Raw genomic sequence first — 17838 nt, forward strand, 5'->3', positions numbered from 1 at the left:
TAACTACTATGAACAGGTGGGTTTTCAGTTTCATTACAGGCGCAGTAAGTTCACTACTATGGCCTGCGCTCCCCCCAACGTGGACGCTTCCTTGTTTGTTTTTGGCAATTCTCATTGCATACAAATTACACCTGAAAGGTTTCTCAGGACTGCTTTGCGGTATATTCTGGATGGCGAGTGTAGGCCATACACAGGCCTCTTGGCAACTTTCTTTCATGCAAATTGCGTCTATTCAACGTGTTCAAGGGCAAATTGTTGATATCTCTCACCACCCTGAACGTGCGGTTTTCATTATATCTATGCACAGCAGCGATTTAGCGAACACACCGCCTTTTTGGTTACCCAAGCCTAAAATACGGCTAGTGTGGAAGCATCCTCCTACTGATTTATCTCGTCACGATCACATTCATGTTGCTGTGAAACTAAAACCTACTCATGGTCTGGCTAATGAAGGAGGGTTCGCGTTTGATACATGGCTGCGATCTCAGGGGGGGGTGGCGACGGGATATGTTCAATCCAAAGCGTCAGGCAATGTTGTTGAGGCAATTGTGGGAAAACGAGAAAAAATTCTTAACCAACTTCAGACACTGAAACTGAGTCAACATAAGTGGATTGCCGCACTGGCGCTGGGTGACCGGTCGCATTTTTCAGATGATGACTGGCACATGCTTCAGCGCACAGGGCTTTCTCATCTGGTGGCAATTTCTGGATTACATTTGGCGATGGTCGCCTCAGGCATGTGGTTATTAGCAAGATTGAGCTTAATTTCTATATCCTATTTTAGCCCGTTAACTCAAACAATAAACTATAAAGTTGGCGTGACCATTCTCGTGTTGTTGGGATGTATTGCTTATGCGTGGTTGTCAGGGTTTGCGCTGCCAGTTTTGCGTGCTTGTTTTATGATGAGTATTGTAAGCTTGTTTTTCCTCTTTCGTTGGACAGTGGGGATATCGCAGATAATATCGTTGTCATTACTCGCGATGATTTTAGTTGAACCGCTTGGCATGTTAAGCGGTAGTTTTTGGTTAAGCGTGATCGCGTTATGCTCTGTGTTGATGGTCTATCAGGTGGTGTTTACTCAAGCAGGCCAAGCTGATGCCAGGATAGGTAAACGAGTCGTGCATGCCGTCGGAGGTCAGTTTATGTTGAACCTTATGATGTTGCCAATTGTTGCCGTGCTTTTTCAACATATCTCTCTAATCGCACCGCTAGTCAATATTGTTGCGGTTCCGGTATTTACGTTTATCTTGCTTCCACTTTGCTTGATAGGTGTGTTGCTAATGATGTTTTATTTTTCATTAGGCGACACCGTACTCACACTAGCAAATGACATATTTGCATATGCCTTGATAGTGATAAATTGGATATCCGTACAACCGTTTGCTGCTTCACCTGTTGAGGCTATGCCTTGGTATGTGTGGGTAATGTTTGCAGTAGCAATACTCGGTATCGTCATACTTCGCTCAATCCTGAGTGTCGGCGTGGCGAGTATTTTACTCCTACCGATAGTGACACACGCCTATGAACCTAAGAAGCAAGATACATGGCAGATAGATGTATTAGATGTGGGGCAGGGGCTGAGTGTAGTAATCCGCAAAAATAATCGTTCAATTCTCTATGATGTAGGAGCGGCTTTTGACACAGGATTTAACATGGCGGATGCCGTTATTCATCCTTTCTATGCGTTTCATCGTTTGTTACCGCCAGATAGGATTTTTCTGAGTCACCTAGATAACGATCATGCTGGAAGCTTGCCTTATATTCAGTGGAAGCATAGTGAACAAACAATAATAGTTAGTGCAGATCACTGTGTAGCGGGTCAGGTTTGGCAGTGGCAGGGGTTGCAAATTGAAGCGTTATGGCCACTCAATCCCGTAGTGGTCATTAATAATCACACATCGTGCGTGTTGCGTATTTCTGATGGTCATAATCAGGTATTGCTTACCGGAGACATTGACTTACTTGCTGAATATCTACTGGTAAACGAGTATCTCGATGACTTACGCAGTGACGTGCTTATCGCGCCCCATCATGGCAGTAATACCTCCTCAAGCAGTCGATTTATCTCGGCAGTTAAACCTGATATTGTTGTTTTCAGTCAGGGATTTTGGAATCGTTGGGATTTTCCGAGACAGTCTGTAATAGAGCGATATGTCAGGGGTGCACCAGAAGCAAAACTACTTTCTACCTCTGAAGAGGGGCAGATTTCGATTGAATTTCATCCGCAGTATCCAGATTCATTGATGGTAAAAGGGTATAGAAAAGACATCAACCCTCTTTGGTATAGACAATAATTCACCTAATTGGTTGTTTTTTATCTTATTAGCGCGTTGATTGTTGGGGATTTTCTCCTATAAAGGTACAATGGCGGCCGATTCACAAAAAATACATAGCTAAATTTATTCAATGCAGAACGATTCTACTTCCTCTATCTTTCGTCGGTTCAGTGTTTATTTGAAAGAATTCAAACTGGCATTCGTTGTGGCGATCCTTGGCATGATTGGCTATTCGGCTATAGATGCATTCGTGATTGCGCAGTTGCAACCCGCTATTGACGAGAGTCTGGGAAAAGGGAATTTCGAATATTTACGCATGGCAGCGTATTTGGTTGTGCCTATCTTTATCGTAAGAGGGCTATTTAATTTCATGGGAACGTACACCTTGTCATGGATTGGCAATATGGTGGTGATGAAAATGCGGCAAGAATTATTTAAAAAGTATATTCACTTGCCTGTGGCTTTTCATGACAACCATGCATCTGGTGCATTAATTTCTAAGGTACTCTACGATACTGAGCAAGTCAGTAATGCAGCGGGAAAAGCATTGCTCACCCTTGTGCGTGAAGGCGCTTTGGTTATCGGGTTGTTGATTGTCATGTTTTATTATTCATGGCAATTGTCGTTAGTGTTTTTGTTTATTGGTCCGGTCGTTGCTGTGATTGTTTCTGTCGTAAGCAAACGCTTTCGTCAGGTCAGTAAAAACATTCAGCAAGCGATGGGAAATCTAACTTCCTCTGTAGAGCAGGTGATTAAAGGGCACAAAGTCGTTTTAATGTTTGGCGGACAAGACCGTGAACAAGAACGTTTTGCACACAAAAATAATGATAACCGCCAACAAAATATGAAGTTAGTCGTGGCGCGCATACTGAGTGTATCAACTATTCAGGTTATTGCGTCGGTGGCTTTGGCGGTGGTCTTGTTTATTTCCAGCATGCCGAATTGGGTCGATCAATTAACACCAGGGGTTTTTACAAACGTGGTGGTGTGCATGACGATGTTATTAAAGCCACTTAAACAGTTGACGACAATCAACAGTGAATTTCAGCGAGGGATGGCTGCCTGTGCAAGTATTTTTGAAGTGCTGGATGAACAAAATGAAGAGGATTGTGGTGAGCGCGAAGTAAAGAAAGTGAAAGGTGAAATTCAGTTTAAAGGCGTATCATTTAGTTATCCCAACAAAGAACAAAAAGCCTTAAATGATGTTAGCTTCCATGTAAAATCGGGGCAATCATGTGCGTTAGTGGGGCGTTCAGGAAGTGGCAAGTCTACTATCTCAAGCTTGCTTACGCGCTTTTACAACCATCAGTCTGGCGACATCCTTATTGACGGCGTTCCTATTCAGGATATGCCATTAACTGAATTACGTAAGCAGTTTGCCCTTGTATCGCAGCAGGTTACCTTATTCAACGATACGATAGCCAACAACATTGCATATGGTGTAGCGGGCAGCGTGTCTCGAGAAGAGGTGATCAATGCCGCAAGGATTGCACATGTGGAAGAGTTTGTTGCGCTTTTACCAGAAGGCTACGACACGATGGTTGGTGAGAATGGCTTCACGTTATCTGGTGGTCAGCGTCAGCGAATTGCGATTGCCCGAGCCATTTTGTTAGATGCACCCATTTTGATTCTTGATGAAGCGACATCAGCGCTGGATACCGAATCGGAAAAACTCATTCAGGATGCGTTGGAGCAATTGCAGCAGAATCGAACCAGTATTGTTGTGGCGCATCGACTGTCTACGATTGAAAAGGCGGATCAAATTCTTGTAGTAGAGCAAGGAGAGATAATGGAGCGAGGCAATCACGCATCACTTTTAACAGAAAATGGCATGTATGCTCAACTTCATAAAATGCAGTTTGGCGAAACAAAGGTTTCGTCTTAATGCGGTATATTGAGAAGGTCTGGTTTCGTCCGCCGTGGTTAACTCAACCTCTGTGCTGGTTGCTGTTACCACTCACAGTGATTTTCTGGGCTATCAGTCGAACACGTTTTTGGGCTTATCAGAAGGGCATTTTTAAGCGTAACAAAGTAGCTGTGCCGGTCGTTGTTGTCGGCAACATTTCGGTAGGCGGAAACGGCAAGACCCCATTGGTTATTCGATTAGCCAGCCTGCTTCGCCAGCACGGATACCACCCAGGTATTGTGAGCCGAGGGTATGGTGGCAAGCACGCTGCATATCCGCTGGTAGTAAAAAAAGACAGTGATCCCGCCATGGTCGGTGATGAACCTGTACTCATGCGGCAGCACCTGGCGTGCCCGCTAGTGGTGGATCCGGTTCGCGCCCGTGGAGCTCAGCACCTGATTGAACAATTCAAATGCGATGTCATTATTTGCGATGATGGCCTCCAACACTACGCGCTAGGGCGGGATATCGAAATTGCCGTTGTAGATGGTCAACGTCGTCATGGCAACGCCTGTTTATTGCCTATGGGACCACTAAGAGAACCGACTACTAGGCTCAAACATGTCGACTTTGTCGTGGTTAACGGCGGCTCACCACAAGGTGGCGAAAACCTTATGACGTTAGAGCCAGGTAAGCTTGTGAATGTAAAATACGCCAATAAGACATTGGCGATGAGCGAGCTGAATCGTCCTGCAACGGCTATTGCTGGGATTGGCAATCCCTCACGATTTTTTGACTTGTTAAAAAGTAAACAGATAAGATTGAAAAACTGTGTCAGTTTTGGTGATCATCACCCGTTTTCGAAAGAAGATATTCCTTCAGGAACGGTTTTGATGACCGAAAAAGATGCGGTGAAGTGCAGAACGTTTGCTGAACAGGATTGGTGGTACTTACCTGTAAATGCGAAACTTTCCAGTCAATTTGAAGAGACGATAATCGCCCGCATAAAAGCGAGTGTACATCGCAACAAACACACTAAATCGGATTAACAAACTCTATGGCATTTGATACAAAATTATTAGACATCATTGCGTGCCCAGCGTGTAAAGGCAAATTGCATTATGTCAAAGCCAAGCAAGTGTTGGTATGTCGCTTCGACAGACTTGTTTACGCCATTAAAGATGATATTCCCGTGATGCTTGAAAATGAAGCAACGGAAATCACATCTGAAGAACTGGACTCACTGAGCGACAAATAATATGAACTTTACCGTCATCATTCCTGCACGCTACGCGTCTACACGCTTTCCTGGCAAGCCGTTGGTTGATATTTCTGGCAAACCCATGGTTCAACATGTGTATGAAAGAGCGAAAGAGGCCGGTGCGTCTAAGGTCATTGTGGCCACCGATGATGCACGCATTGCTAAAACGGTGTCTGACTTCGGCGGTCAGTACTGTATGACAGCCTCTTACCATGAATCTGGGACTGAACGTTTAGCAGAAGTGATTGATGTCGAGGGAATTCTTTCCCATGAGCTGATTGTAAATGTACAAGGTGATGAACCCTTTATTCCGCCTGAAAATATTCTTCAGGTAGCAGAAAATCTGCACGCTCATCAAGAAGCTGAAATGGCTACACTTGCGGTACCCATAACTGAGGTGGAAGAAGTGTTTAACCCTAACGTGGTTAAAGTTGTCACTGACAAATTAGGGTTTGCCTTGTATTTTAGCCGTGCTACGGTGCCCTATGATCGTGCTCGCTTTCTTGATGCCGACACGATAGATGAAGTGGGAGACTACTACTCTCGACATATTGGCATTTATGCCTATCGTGCTGGTTTTATTAACCAGTACGTAAATATGGCGCCATCAGGTATTGAGCAAATTGAGTCACTTGAACAGCTTCGGGTGCTTTGGCATGGTGAAAAAATTCATGTAGAGAAAGCGCGTGTTACACCGCCTACAGGCATAGATACGCCTGAGGATTTAGAAAAGCTGCTAAGTACATTGACGTCAAAGTAACACACATTACACCAACTAGGAGTATTTATGGCAACGGTCGTTATTACAGGTGCAAACAGAGGGATAGGACTGGCATTGGCGAAACATTATCTCGCTAACGGAGACACAGTGTATGGGCTATGCCGGAATAGCTCTGATGAGTTGAACAGCTCCGGTGCCAAAGTAATTGATAAAGTAGATGTGGGCAATCCTGAAACCTTGCCAGATGCGCTTGCTAAACTCAAAGATATTCCGATTGACATACTCATTAACAATGCTGGTGTTTTTGCTAACGAGACATTAGATAAGTGGGATCCGGTTACCATTCAACATCAATTTCATGTTAACGCATTAGGTCCGCTACTGGTGACCCAATGCTTACTTGATAATATGAATTCACCAGGCAAAATTATCTTGATCACCAGTCGTATGGGATCGATGGAAGATAATGGCTCAGGGGGGTATTACGGATATAGGATGTCAAAAGCAGCCCTTAATGCTGCCGGTGTGTCGATGGCGAAAGACTTGAAAGAGCGCGGTATTGCGGTCGGTATATTGCATCCTGGATTTGTACAAACTGAAATGGTTAATTTTGGCGGTGATGTTTCGCCAGAAGCCTCTGCAAGCGGGTTAGCTCAGCGTATTGACGAGTTAGACTTGCATAACTCTGGGCAATTCTTGCACGCCAATGGTGACGCACTTCCTTGGTAGCTTGATTTCATGAGAGCAGTAACGGCGCTAGTGGGTGTTTGGTTATGCTTGATGAGTGTGAGTTTGCATGCAGACACACTACGTGTCGCTGTGGCCAGCAACTTCCGTCCGGCGATGGCGTTGCTTAAAACGTCTTTTGAATCGAATCATCCAGCGCATGTCAGCATAAGTTACGGAGCCAGTGGCAAACTGGTGGCCAAGGCTATACACGGTGCACCTTATGATGTCGTGCTACTGGCTGACGAGAAAAGGGCGAGCACGTTATATCAGCGTTTTTCGAATGCGCAAGCAACTCCGCCTTTCGTATACGCGATAGGGATGCTAGCGCTGATTTCTCGCTCGCCTATTGCAACTGACGTGTCAACGTATCTGCGTCAGGAGTGTCAGTCTTCTAAACATTCCATCGCCATTGCGAATCCCCGTATTGCTCCTTATGGTGAAGCAGCAATTGAATACTTAGAGCAGGTGGTTGAACCCAATGTCACGCTAAATCAGTTGCTAGTTGCTGAAAACGTTCAGCAGGCGTTGTTGTTTACCGACGCTGGTGGCGCATCTGTTAGCATCGTTTCTCTGTCTCTAGCTAAAATGTATGAGAGATCACATCAACTGTATGTTTTCCCTATTAATAACGATTTTCATAGGCCAATAAAGCAAGCTGGCGTAGCGCTTAACCAAAGAAAAGTGACCCGAGAATTTGTTGCCTATTTACGCTCTCCTGAGGGGCAAAATATCATCAAGCAAGCGGGATACAATTTACCGTGACGCCAGAAGATTTTGATGCGCTTTGGGTTACGCTTAAGTTAGCCTTGGTGTCAACATCGGTGCTGTTGGTGTTGGGTGGAGCGTTGGCGTACTGGTTAGCCAATACGCATTCTCGTCTGAAAACGATGGTGCATCTATTCGTTGCGATGCCATTGGTGTTACCTCCCACAGTGCTTGGTTTTTATTTGCTCATGCTATTATCGTCAACTGGACCATTAGCTTGGTTTTATCATGTTACGGGGCTTGGTGCATTAGCGTTTAGTTTTCATGGGCTGGTTATTGGTTCATGTATTTACTCACTTCCTTTCGTTGTACAACCGATGGTGACGGCTTTTCGCAGAATTCCACAACCGATCAAAGAGGTGGCTGCAACACTTGGGGCAAAACCGCTACGTGTCTTTTTTACTGTTCAATTACCAATGGTGAAAGACAGCGTAATTGCTGCGGCTATTTTGGGTTTTGCCCACACGCTGGGTGAGTTTGGTGTGGTACTTATGATTGGTGGCAATATTCCGGGCGAAACCCGCGTTGCGTCGATTGCCGTGTACGAACATGTTGAGTCATTAAATTATGCTAGCGCACACTATTTATCGGGTATCCTAATTATCATTGCACTCGCGATGCTTTCGGCGTTGTTTCTATTGAACAGAAACAAAATAGGGCTTAGTTCGTTGTCATCTTCTGCTGATAGAGACAGCGCGGTATGATTCGAATTAATGTAGACAAACGTCTTGCTCATTTTTCGCTGTCTGTAAATGCGGAGTTTGATAAAGGGATAACAGCACTCTACGGTCGCTCTGGCAGTGGAAAAACCACGCTGCTACGCATTCTTGCTGGCTTAGAACAGCCTGAAAATGGCAGTATTTACGTAGACGAAGATTGCTGGCTTGATGGCAGTCTAACTGTGCCCACGCACCAACGCGCATTGGGCTATGTATTTCAACAGCCTACTTTATTTCCCCATTTAACCGTTTTAGAAAATATCATGTTTTCTCACACACACGGCAAGCGCCAGTGCGCCAATGTGGATGCGTTGATTGATATTTTGGCGTTGTCGCCTTTGCTAAATCGGCGTACAACGCATCTATCAGGTGGTGAAAAGCAGCGTGTAGCCATAGCCAGAGCGCTGGCTTCAAAACCTCGTGTGTTGCTGATGGACGAACCCTTGGCATCTTTAGACGGACATGCGAAAAAACACATTATTCCTTTTCTTCAGCGCCTGTGTTCAGAGATTGCGATCCCAGTATTGTATGTAAGTCATGACCCTCATGAGGTTGCACAGTTGGCTGACAACGTTCTACTCATTGATGAGGGACGAGTTATAGAACATGGCCCGGTTGCACACATTGTTCATCATAATAATTTCACTCAAGCAACATTCGCTTCCCCATTTTCAGTATGCGAAGGCCTTGTTGTTCAACATGACGAAGAAGATAGATTGTCACTTGTGCGCGCTGATATCGGGGATATTTGGGTTAAGCAGGTTAACGCGACCATCGGTAGCGCAATACGCCTGTATATCAGGGCCGACGATGTCAGTTTGGTTAAAATGCTTCCTGCGCATTCTAGCATTTTGAATATCTTATCCGCACAGGTAGTGAAACTTACGCCGCAGAATAGTGATACCCTAGTTGTTTTGAGGGTTGGTGGAACCGAATTGCTAGCAAATATTACAAAGCGTTCGGTTAAGCGCTTGAATTTGTGTTCCAACGATTGTGTCTATGCACAAATAAAGGGCATAGCTGTTCATGTGTTTAATTAAACAATAAACGTTCTCTTTAATACATATTTGCTGCTATGCCATCAATACGAGTAAGGTTTAACACATGCTACGTTTTCTTCGTATTTCACAAATGAATTACCGATTTTGGTTGACGCAAGCAACTGTATTGATGCTTTTTGTGATGACTACGGGTTGGTTTCGCGTGGGTTTTGATAGCGTGAATAATATGCTTATGCTCATAACCGTATGGGCTCTATTGAGTATAATCTATTATATTAGAACGCGCCCACATGACTATATTGATTTATTTCTAGGCGACTCGTACCTTAACTTTATATCGCGGTTTCGTTCTATCATTATCAGGGCGTCCCATATTCAGGAGGTTTCGTTGGAAAGGCGCGAAGCACTCTTCGATGACCTAGGACAATATGTTGAAACTGTGTGGATTGTCCGGCTAAAACAAGACAAAACTGTTGAAATTCCAGCTGATTGGCTGAACCGGCGTCGATTAAATCGTTGGTTCAGTCGCAAGCTTCCCGGTTATAACTCCATGATGGCTAATCAGGTTTTTTCTTCTGATGAAAAGGACCTTTGGTGCTGCTTCAAAAGAACGTCGAGCTCATAGAGATAGCACCAGGTGAGCGTGATACTGCTGGCCTGATGCTATGCCGATTAGCCCTGCCGCTGTTTTATACCGTTCGAGTGGCAATAGCGGGTGGTGTGCCTGCTGCACGCTGAGCAGGGCCAAACACGGCCAGTTGACCCACACACCATAGTACGACCATGCCAATTGGGATGTAATACCATTGCATTGGATCCATACCAAAGGTATTCACTAATACTATGTTTAAACCCATGGTTAACCCAGCCCCAATCACAACGCCGATGGTACTGATCAAAAAGTTTTCCAGCATGAAATATCTCAAGATATCTGATTTCGTCGCACCCAAGGCCCGGCGTGTACCAATCTGTTTTTTACGGCGGTTAACGCTAAAACTTGCCAATCCCACTATACCTAAAGCCGTGACAATGGTAAGGGTTATCATCACCGTAGTAAGGATTTTAATCATGGCACTGTCTGAGCGATAACTCCGCTCGCGTGTCTCCTCCATGGTGCGGACTTGACGAATGACCCGCTGCGTATTTTCAGCAAGCATCGATTCTACTTTTTGCATCACTTCGTCACGCCTTCCTTCTTCCGCACGGATGAAGTAGCGTACCGATTTATAATCCAGTTGTTCAGGAGACAGCATGACCTGATCCAGATCGTCCCAGCCAGACCATGGTGCTTGAATTTTATCAACTATCCCCACAACGACCATCGGCTCTTTGTCTTCAATGTAGACCGTTTTTCCAACACCCTGAGGCCAGTCTTCATCCCCGAATAGCCGCTCGGCGAGTGCTTGAGAGATTACGACTTTATCTGACCAGTTAGATTGCCCAGCTTGTCGCCAATTGATGTCTGTCATACTGAAGAATTCGCCAGCGACAAGCTCGAGATCAAATACCTCTAAGGCAGTTTCATCTACAAAATAAACCGCAGTTCCGAAGTCTTCAGCGTCTGCGCCAGGCTCACGTTGAAGAGACATTGACCAGCCGCTTCCACTGAGCGGAATGGCGTTTATCTGCATGGCTGCTCTCACGCCAGGTACTGCCAAGATGTTACGAATATCTTCTTCTATGGTGCTTTGGTTGTTAAAGTTTTCTCCAAAACCAACACTTCTGAGATAAAAGCTGTTGGCTTCGTCAATGCCGCTGTCACGGTGCATCTTAGCGTATCGTTCATTAATGATGTAAACAGAATTGACGATGATGGTCATGGTCATGGCAATTTGTAATGCAATTAGCACTGCACCAATTTTATTTCTAGATAGCGCCCGTAAAATCGGGCCCGCGTCTTTAAAAGGGTTCATCATGGTCTCCTACTGGCTCTTAAGTTGGCTGGCGGGTTGAATATTGCATGCGCGCCATGTCGGATAGAGGCCTGCGGCAATGCTAGATATCAACGCGAGGAGTAACCCGAGTAGGACCAATGTAAAATCAAAATTGGCTACTTTAGTGGCAAAGTCGCCGTATAATGATTTAATGCCAGTAAGGCCCAACAGAGCGAGAACTAATCCTAATAGGCCACCCAGCAAGCCAATACAGGCGGTTTCGACCGTGTGTTGATAAAATAAATCTTTCTTCGAAGCACCCACGGCTCGTCTTAAGCCGATCTCAGAGGATTTACTAGAGAACTTTGCTAGTAGCAAACCTATGGTATTGAGTAAACACACAGTGAGGAACATGAGAGACAACCACATCATGACCTTTGCGTCTTCTTCCACCACTTCGCTGATTTCCATCCACTCCATGACGTGACTGAGTTTGTTATTTAGCGGGCGAGGGAAGCGGCCCAACGATTTTTGCTCATTCACATAATTGTTAAGAAAGGCGAGGTAACCTGATTCGGCGTTAGCATCAAGTAGTTCCACCCACATTTGAAAGTTAATGCATTCCGAATTAAGAAAGGCATGAAAACCATCACTTTCGCGCGGTTTCCAACAACTTGTATTGCCCCAGCTTGGTAGCTCCAGCTCTTCTTTCAGCAAAAAGGGCATAAATACGTCTTCAATATCTTCAAACGCACCGTTTTCCACGTCGTAGAATTTAGGTATGGGTTGCCAAGTATCAAGGACGCCAATGACTTTGAAGGTATGTCCAGCAATTGTGAGCTCTCGACCAACCGAGTTGTCTCCGCCAAATACACGCTCATTGATTTGTTTTGTAATCACTACTACGTGTTCACGGTTTTTATCGGCTTGTGTGTCCCAGCCTGAGCCAAATAAAAATGGGACATTGAACATGGCGAAAAATTCGTTAGTGGCTAAACGAAAGGCTGCTTCGAAAGGCTTGACGTCTTGGTCGTCTGGTTGGACTACACCACCGGATTTTGCCATGATGGTTTGTCGCGTCCCTTGTTGCGCGTTGTATAAATTGTTGGCATCACGCCACGTGAGCTGGGTAGGTGGGAAGCCAGTCTCATCATCATAAGGATTGTGTGGGCTCCAATTATCGACTTGTACATAGAAAAGCTGTTCGCTTTTTTCGGGTATTGGGTTACTCGACATCATGTAATTGACTGTAATCGTAGTCATACTCGCGCCAATACCCAATGCGATGGCTGCCACCATCAAGGCTGATAAAATAGGGTTTCTTCCCATACTTTTGAAAGCCAGTCTCAAGTAATATGAAAACATAGTAGGGTCCTTACGCCATCGCTGCTGATGGGATGTCGCCAACTGAGTGCAACTCACTCACCTGGCCATCTCGCACAAAAATGTTACGCTGAACTTCTTTGGCGAGTTTTTGATCGTGAGTCACCATGACGATAGTGGTACCTTGGGCGTTGATGTTTTGTAGCAATTCCATCACGCTATGTGCCATTTTGGTGTCTAGATTTCCCGTCGGTTCATCGGCCAATAAAAAGCGAGGCTCTCCCGCTAGGGCCCGTGCAATGGCGACACGTTGCTGTTGTCCACCAGACAATTGAGACGGAAGGTGTTTCATGCGATTGGCTAAACCAACCACTTCTAAGCTTTGCTCAATACGGGCTTTGCGCTCGGCCCGATTAAAACCTCGATATCGAAGGGGGACATCTACGTTATCGAACAGATCTAAATCTGGGATCAAGTTAAAACTCTGGAAAATAAAACCGATTTTTTCATTCCGTAACTTACTACGTTGGCTGTCAGAGAGGTTGCTGACACATTTACCGTCAAGCTGGTAGCTCCCACCATCAAAGGTTTCGAGTAGGCCAGCGATGTTGAGAAATGTTGTTTTGCCTGAACCAGATGGGCCTGTTACTGCGACAAAGTCTCCCTCTTTTACATCTAAATTAAAGTCACGCAGTGCATGGGTTTCAACAAGATCGGTGCGAAATACTTTTTTTACATTAGTCATTTTTAACATGATTTTTCCTTCCCGCCAGACTGGGGTGATTATTGTGTAATCAGTACGCGTTCTGCGTCCTGAAATTGTTCTGTGTTTGATACAATGATGGTATCGCCCGCGGCCAGCCCTGATAGGATCTCGACGTTTGCCAGACTGCGCGCGCCTGTGCGGATAGCCGTTTTTTCTGCGATGCCATCTCTAACAATGTAGGCATATCGACCCCCACCGCTTTCTAGAAATTGGCCTCGCTCAACCATGAGCACATTGGCTTTATTTTCCATCAGAATACGCGTGGTTAAACGTTGATTCTGGCGCAGGCCAGAAGGTGATGTAAGGGGTTCACCCACGGTGTTATGGGTGGCGAAACGTACTCGCCCAGTCACTTGATTGTTCTCAATTTCAGGTGAGATAGTGATAAGGTTTGCTAAGTACATTTCACCGTTGAGGGTAACGTTAGCATCCATGCCGATGGCTAAATCGTCAGCGTAGCTTTCGGGAATATCAACTTCTAATTCAAATTCTGACAAATCAACCACACTCAATATGGGCTGATTTTTCGCTACTTGATTTTTTTGCTGTACCGCAAGATTACCAACAATGCCGTTTACAGGTGAGCGTAATTCCAGCTCGTCAACCTTTCTGGCGAGTTCATTTACTAGCAGTGATTGACGATTTACCTGTAATTGTTTTGTTTGAATTTCAAAGGCCAGACTTTCTTTGTTTAGTTCAGCGTCTTTCACTGCATGTTTGTGAACCAGCCTGGCGTTTTCAAGCTCATCTTGTGCCTTCTCAAAATCAATCTGGCTAATGGAGTTACTTGAGTAAGCTTTGTCAGCACGGCGTTTTTCCCGGTCTGCTGCGGTTAAAGCGACTTTCGCCATATCAACCGACTTTTGATTTTCAAGTGCTTGCTTTTTCGCCTGAATTTTGTGTCTGTCCAGAGACATTTGCAGTTCTTGTAGCGAAGCCTGCTCTTGTTGAAGTTGGTTGGTGAGTTCTGGACTGTCGATGGTGGCCAGAACTTGGTCTTTTTCTACTTCGTCACCTGCATCAACATGAAAGGTGATTGTGCCCTGACCTGTACTGTAGAGGCGGGGACTGACCGCAGCTACAACACGCCCTTGCACTGATAAATCTCGAACAAAGTCGCCTTGCGATACAGTCGCCAATCTGACTCTACTAGACGATACACTCGCATCCGAACTTGACCAGCTGCTGATCGCGGGGGCTACCATGACGGCAAGTGCAATGCTGGCAACAATGACGCCGGATGCAATCAGCATGGGTTTACGTTTTGAAGGTTTGGACAGTACAACATCCTGTCCGCTTGTGTCTGAAATTGTCACAGTCGTTTCCCTGAAAATAAGAACAATCAAGGAGTAAGTCGCGAGGAATTAATAAAAGGTTTAAAGAAGAAGTAAAATATTTTTATGTAAATATTTAACCTGTATGTATATACAGTGCTCATGTTATTGGTTTATGATGGTTTAGTGTTTAGCGATTGAGAAATAACATGTTATCTAGCTTAGAAAAGGGTATTCGAGAGCTTGTAGAGGCGTATCATGAGAGTGGAAAGCCATGTCCCAGCAAGCAAACTATTCCGCAAAGACGAGCGGGTTACTTAGCAAGCACAGAGTTGGCAGGCAAGAGTCCAGTCGTCCATAGTGAGTGTTTAGATGAAGTGAACGGTGTTAGTGTAAAAGTGTATAAACCCGCGAATAAAACCCAATTACCTGTAACGGTATATTTTCATGGGGGATGCTTTGTTAGTGGCGGTTTTGAAACACATGACGTTCAAATGAGACAGGTCGCTATGTTAGCGAATACGGTGGTTATCTGTATTAAGTATCGGCTAGCGCCAGAATATGTTTATCCCTCCGCTCATGAAGATGTTTACCAAGCGGCTCTAGGAATTAAAGAGGTTGCTTCGCGGTATGGTGGTGATACAGAAAACATAACGTTTATAGGAGATAGTGCTGGTGGGCATTTAGCCTTAGCTACAACACTCAAGCTCAAAAGCACAGAATCATGGTTACCACGTAAGCAGATCTTGATATACCCAATGCTAGACCCCTTCGGAAAATCCGATAGTTACTCTGTGTATGGAACTGACTATCTCATCACGGCTGATATGTTGCTTTCTGGTTTTGCATTGTATGCGCAAGGTAGCGAAAATAATTCCGCGCTATCGGAATTAGATCTTCTCACGTCTGATTTTTCAGATTTGCCTCCGACGGTCATTATTACCGCAGAATTTGACCCTCTTAGAGATGAGGGGGAGCGGTTGCATGAACTATTGATTTCTCATGGTGTTGACGCACACTGCAAGCGTTTTTTAGGCGTCATACATGGCTTCTTCCAATTGTCAGGCATTAGTGAATCAGGACAGGCTTGTGTTGAATTTGTTGCTGAGCAAATTAATCGGTGAATAGTTGATACCGACATCCGCCACAACAGTGTGGCGGACAGGGTACTAGTATTTACACCAGCCGTTTATGGTCGATTACGACCGTATTTGTCGTGACTGCTAACCCAATGGCCTGCGATAACGGCACAAGCAAGGGAAATGTCGCCCGCTAGTACAGTGGCCGCTACGATTTCAGCAAACTTATTTGCCTTACCTTTGCCATAACACCCCAACATCTCCAGACATTCACGTTGTGTGGGAAGGCCTGTACCGCCGCCGTAGGTTGCAACAATTAATGAAGGCAAGGTAACCGCGAGGTAAAAGTCGCCGTTGGGAAGCAATTCATGAGAGAGTAATCCTGCATGAGATTCCACGACATTCGCTTCATCTTGACCTGTAGCAATAAACAGAGATGCAATACCATTTGCAGAATGAGGGCCATTGTATGCGGCACCTGCCATCATAGCGCCTGTATTGGCAAGAACCGATGCTTTTGCCATCAGTGCGGTGTCTACTTTCATAATCTTTGCCATCACGTCTTTCTTCAACACGATTTCTGCAATGACGCGCTTACCGCGAGAATGCAACATGTTGAGATGAGAGTGTTTTTTGTCGGTATCCATGTTGCCTGACAATAAATATTCACATCCGTGAGGGTAATATGCTTTGATCCATTCGCATGCAGCCAATGTGGCTTTACCGACCATATTCTGGCCAGCGGCATCGCCAGTGGTGTAGTTAAAGCGCAGATAGCGAATTTTAGCGACAGACCATTGCTGTATATTAATCAGTTTACCAATGGTAGTGGTACTCTGTGCGACTTCGCGAATATGCTCCATATTCTCTTCTACCCATTGCCCAAACTGGCGAGATTCACGAGCGTCATTGAATATAAACGCCGGTGCGCGTTGCATCGCCTGTTCAACAACTGTGGTCTTAACACCTCCGCATTCGTTGATGACTCGCATGCCACGGCTGTAGCTGGCAACGAGCGTGCCTTCTGTCGTAGCAAGAGGAACATGGAAAAGACCATTAGCATGTTCGCCGTTAATTTGTACAGGACCCGCCACGCCTACTGGCATTTGTACGATGCCAATAAAGTTTTCTATGTTTCCGGGTAAGACGGCAGGGTCGATAGTGTAGTCGCCAGTATACTTCAGCTCAGCGCCTGTTTTTTCTTGTAAATAGTGTCGACGTTCACGCGCCATTTCATTGGTGTGGTCGTCCATTGCGTTTCTAGGTATACGATTTTCATTTGCCATCTTTCATCTTCCTCATCCCAATCACCTGTTTGACGATGAGCAAACAGGGAATACATCCTGTCTGAACTGCTGACAGTATCGAAGCACGGTCAGTATGTTACTGCCTGGCTAACCGTTAATTCAATCTAACCACGGTTACGAGAAGATGACAAAGGAAAAGTTTAAATTATGAACAAATATCAAAATGAGTGATAGAAAAATGAGGTAATTATATTTACCTCTTATGGGTGGGTTAAAAAGTTGTTTAATTATTGTTTTTGGTATGTTTCGCGCGGTTGTTGGTATCTCGGTTAGCTACGATGTGTTCGTCGGAATAAACCGTGTCAGGTCGTTTCGCAAGTCGGTCGTATAACAGCACATTAACGGTGGCAGCGAGGTTCATGCAGCCTTTTGTTGGTACATAAACCACATCATCACACCAATCTAATACCTGTTGACTGATGGAGCCATCTTCGGGCCCAAATAGATAAAATGCATTGTCGGGATGCTCAAAGTGGGGAAGGGGCGTTGCGCCCTCGATTAGCTCAACGGCAACGACTCTTGCCCCTTTAGGGCGCATTTCTTTCAAATCGGCACAACCAATGGTGGGAATAGATTGGCTTGCATTTTTGGTATCCGTTGCAAATTGCTTAGCATAGCCATAGCGCTGGCCAGTATAAAAAACGCTACTAACACCATAGCAACCACAGGCGCGCAGTATGCTGCCCATGTTACTGGCACTTTTAGGGTTGATGACCCCCAGTGTGACTTGATTTAACATCTGATTTTTCAAAGACTGAGAATTTGACATACAACGAAAAGGAAAATAGTGCCACGATGGCGGCGATTGTACGTGAAAATTTATTTTGGGCAAGTTGGTGTGCGCTTCAAGTTACATGCGGGCGTTAGCTTCCTCACTTAACAGCCCGCATTGAGTTA

The 17838-nt window shown here is 45.1% G+C and carries 16 protein-coding genes; 10 read left to right on the forward strand and 6 right to left on the reverse strand.

The window, feature by feature from the left end:
• Positions 1 to 8 precede the first annotated feature (8 nt).
• The 9 genes from OE749_RS04280 (at position 9) to modC (ending at position 9357) form a co-directional block, all read left to right on the forward strand.
• Positions 9 to 2294, forward strand: coding sequence for a DNA internalization-related competence protein ComEC/Rec2 (locus OE749_RS04280; RefSeq protein WP_263711118.1), 2286 nt, complete (start codon positions 9 to 11; stop codon positions 2292 to 2294).
• Between the two features lie 112 nt (positions 2295 to 2406).
• On the forward strand, positions 2407 to 4161 hold the full coding sequence (msbA, locus tag OE749_RS04285) for a lipid A export permease/ATP-binding protein MsbA (protein WP_263711119.1): 1755 nt from the start codon (positions 2407 to 2409) through the stop codon (positions 4159 to 4161).
• Positions 4161 to 5171 (forward strand): tetraacyldisaccharide 4'-kinase, encoded by a 1011-nt coding sequence (gene lpxK / locus OE749_RS04290; RefSeq protein WP_263711120.1) that lies wholly within the window; start codon positions 4161 to 4163, stop codon positions 5169 to 5171. Before msbA ends, lpxK begins: the two co-directional genes overlap by 1 nt.
• 8 nt (positions 5172 to 5179) lie before the next feature.
• The gene (locus OE749_RS04295) at positions 5180 to 5380 is read left to right on the forward strand and encodes a Trm112 family protein (protein ID WP_263711121.1); all 201 of its coding nucleotides are present in this window, start codon (positions 5180 to 5182) and stop codon (positions 5378 to 5380) included.
• A 1-nt stretch (position 5381) separates the two neighbouring features.
• A complete protein-coding gene (gene kdsB / locus OE749_RS04300; protein WP_263711122.1) occupies positions 5382 to 6143 on the forward strand; it encodes a 3-deoxy-manno-octulosonate cytidylyltransferase in 762 nt (253 codons plus the stop codon).
• A 27-nt stretch (positions 6144 to 6170) separates the two neighbouring features.
• A complete protein-coding gene (locus OE749_RS04305; RefSeq protein WP_263711123.1) occupies positions 6171 to 6833 on the forward strand; it encodes an SDR family oxidoreductase in 663 nt (220 codons plus the stop codon).
• Positions 6834 to 6842: 9 nt separating this feature from the next.
• Complete coding sequence (gene modA / locus OE749_RS04310) at positions 6843 to 7595, forward strand: molybdate ABC transporter substrate-binding protein (RefSeq protein WP_263711124.1); 753 nt, start codon at positions 6843 to 6845, stop codon at positions 7593 to 7595.
• Positions 7592 to 8302: a molybdate ABC transporter permease subunit gene (modB, locus tag OE749_RS04315; RefSeq protein ID WP_263711125.1), complete on the forward strand. Its 711-nt coding sequence runs from the start codon at positions 7592 to 7594 to the stop codon at positions 8300 to 8302. The genes modA and modB overlap by 4 nt, the downstream gene beginning before the upstream one ends.
• A complete protein-coding gene (gene modC / locus OE749_RS04320) occupies positions 8299 to 9357 on the forward strand; it encodes a molybdenum ABC transporter ATP-binding protein (protein ID WP_263711126.1) in 1059 nt (352 codons plus the stop codon). The genes modB and modC overlap by 4 nt, the downstream gene beginning before the upstream one ends.
• Before the next feature lie 650 nt (positions 9358 to 10007).
• Here the strand turns inward: modC and OE749_RS04325 are convergent.
• The 4 genes from OE749_RS04325 to OE749_RS04340 are packed head-to-tail and all read right to left on the reverse strand — an operon-like array spanning position 10008 to position 14597.
• Positions 10008 to 11234: an ABC transporter permease gene (locus OE749_RS04325; protein WP_263711127.1), complete on the reverse strand. Its 1227-nt coding sequence runs from the start codon at positions 11232 to 11234 to the stop codon at positions 10008 to 10010.
• Positions 11235 to 11240: 6 nt separating this feature from the next.
• Positions 11241 to 12557 (reverse strand): ABC transporter permease, encoded by a 1317-nt coding sequence (locus OE749_RS04330; protein ID WP_263711128.1) that lies wholly within the window; start codon positions 12555 to 12557, stop codon positions 11241 to 11243.
• A gap of 10 nt (positions 12558 to 12567) precedes the next feature.
• Complete coding sequence (locus tag OE749_RS04335; protein ID WP_263711129.1) at positions 12568 to 13269, reverse strand: ABC transporter ATP-binding protein; 702 nt, start codon at positions 13267 to 13269, stop codon at positions 12568 to 12570.
• A gap of 29 nt (positions 13270 to 13298) precedes the next feature.
• Positions 13299 to 14597 carry an efflux RND transporter periplasmic adaptor subunit gene (locus OE749_RS04340; protein ID WP_263711130.1) on the reverse strand — a complete coding sequence of 433 codons (1299 nt, stop codon included), beginning with the start codon at positions 14595 to 14597 and terminating at the stop codon, positions 13299 to 13301.
• 167 nt (positions 14598 to 14764) lie between these two features.
• On the opposite strand from OE749_RS04340, the gene OE749_RS04345 reads away from it, so the two are divergent.
• Positions 14765 to 15679 carry an alpha/beta hydrolase gene (locus tag OE749_RS04345; RefSeq protein ID WP_263711131.1) on the forward strand — a complete coding sequence of 305 codons (915 nt, stop codon included), beginning with the start codon at positions 14765 to 14767 and terminating at the stop codon, positions 15677 to 15679.
• Between the two features lie 65 nt (positions 15680 to 15744).
• Here OE749_RS04345 and OE749_RS04350 read toward each other — a convergent pair whose 3' ends face one another.
• Together OE749_RS04350 and OE749_RS04355 are read right to left on the reverse strand one after the other, a co-directional pair.
• On the reverse strand, positions 15745 to 16920 hold the full coding sequence (locus OE749_RS04350) for a hydroxymethylglutaryl-CoA reductase (protein WP_263711133.1): 1176 nt from the start codon (positions 16918 to 16920) through the stop codon (positions 15745 to 15747).
• A 244-nt stretch (positions 16921 to 17164) separates the two neighbouring features.
• Entirely contained in the window at positions 17165 to 17680 is a 516-nt protein-coding gene (locus tag OE749_RS04355) for an RNA methyltransferase (protein ID WP_263711134.1), read from the reverse strand.
• Positions 17681 to 17838 lie beyond the last annotated feature (158 nt).

It is taken from the genome of Fluctibacter corallii (assembly GCF_025751585.1).
GTDB classification, from domain to species: domain Bacteria; phylum Pseudomonadota; class Gammaproteobacteria; order Enterobacterales; family Alteromonadaceae; genus Fluctibacter_A; species Fluctibacter_A corallii.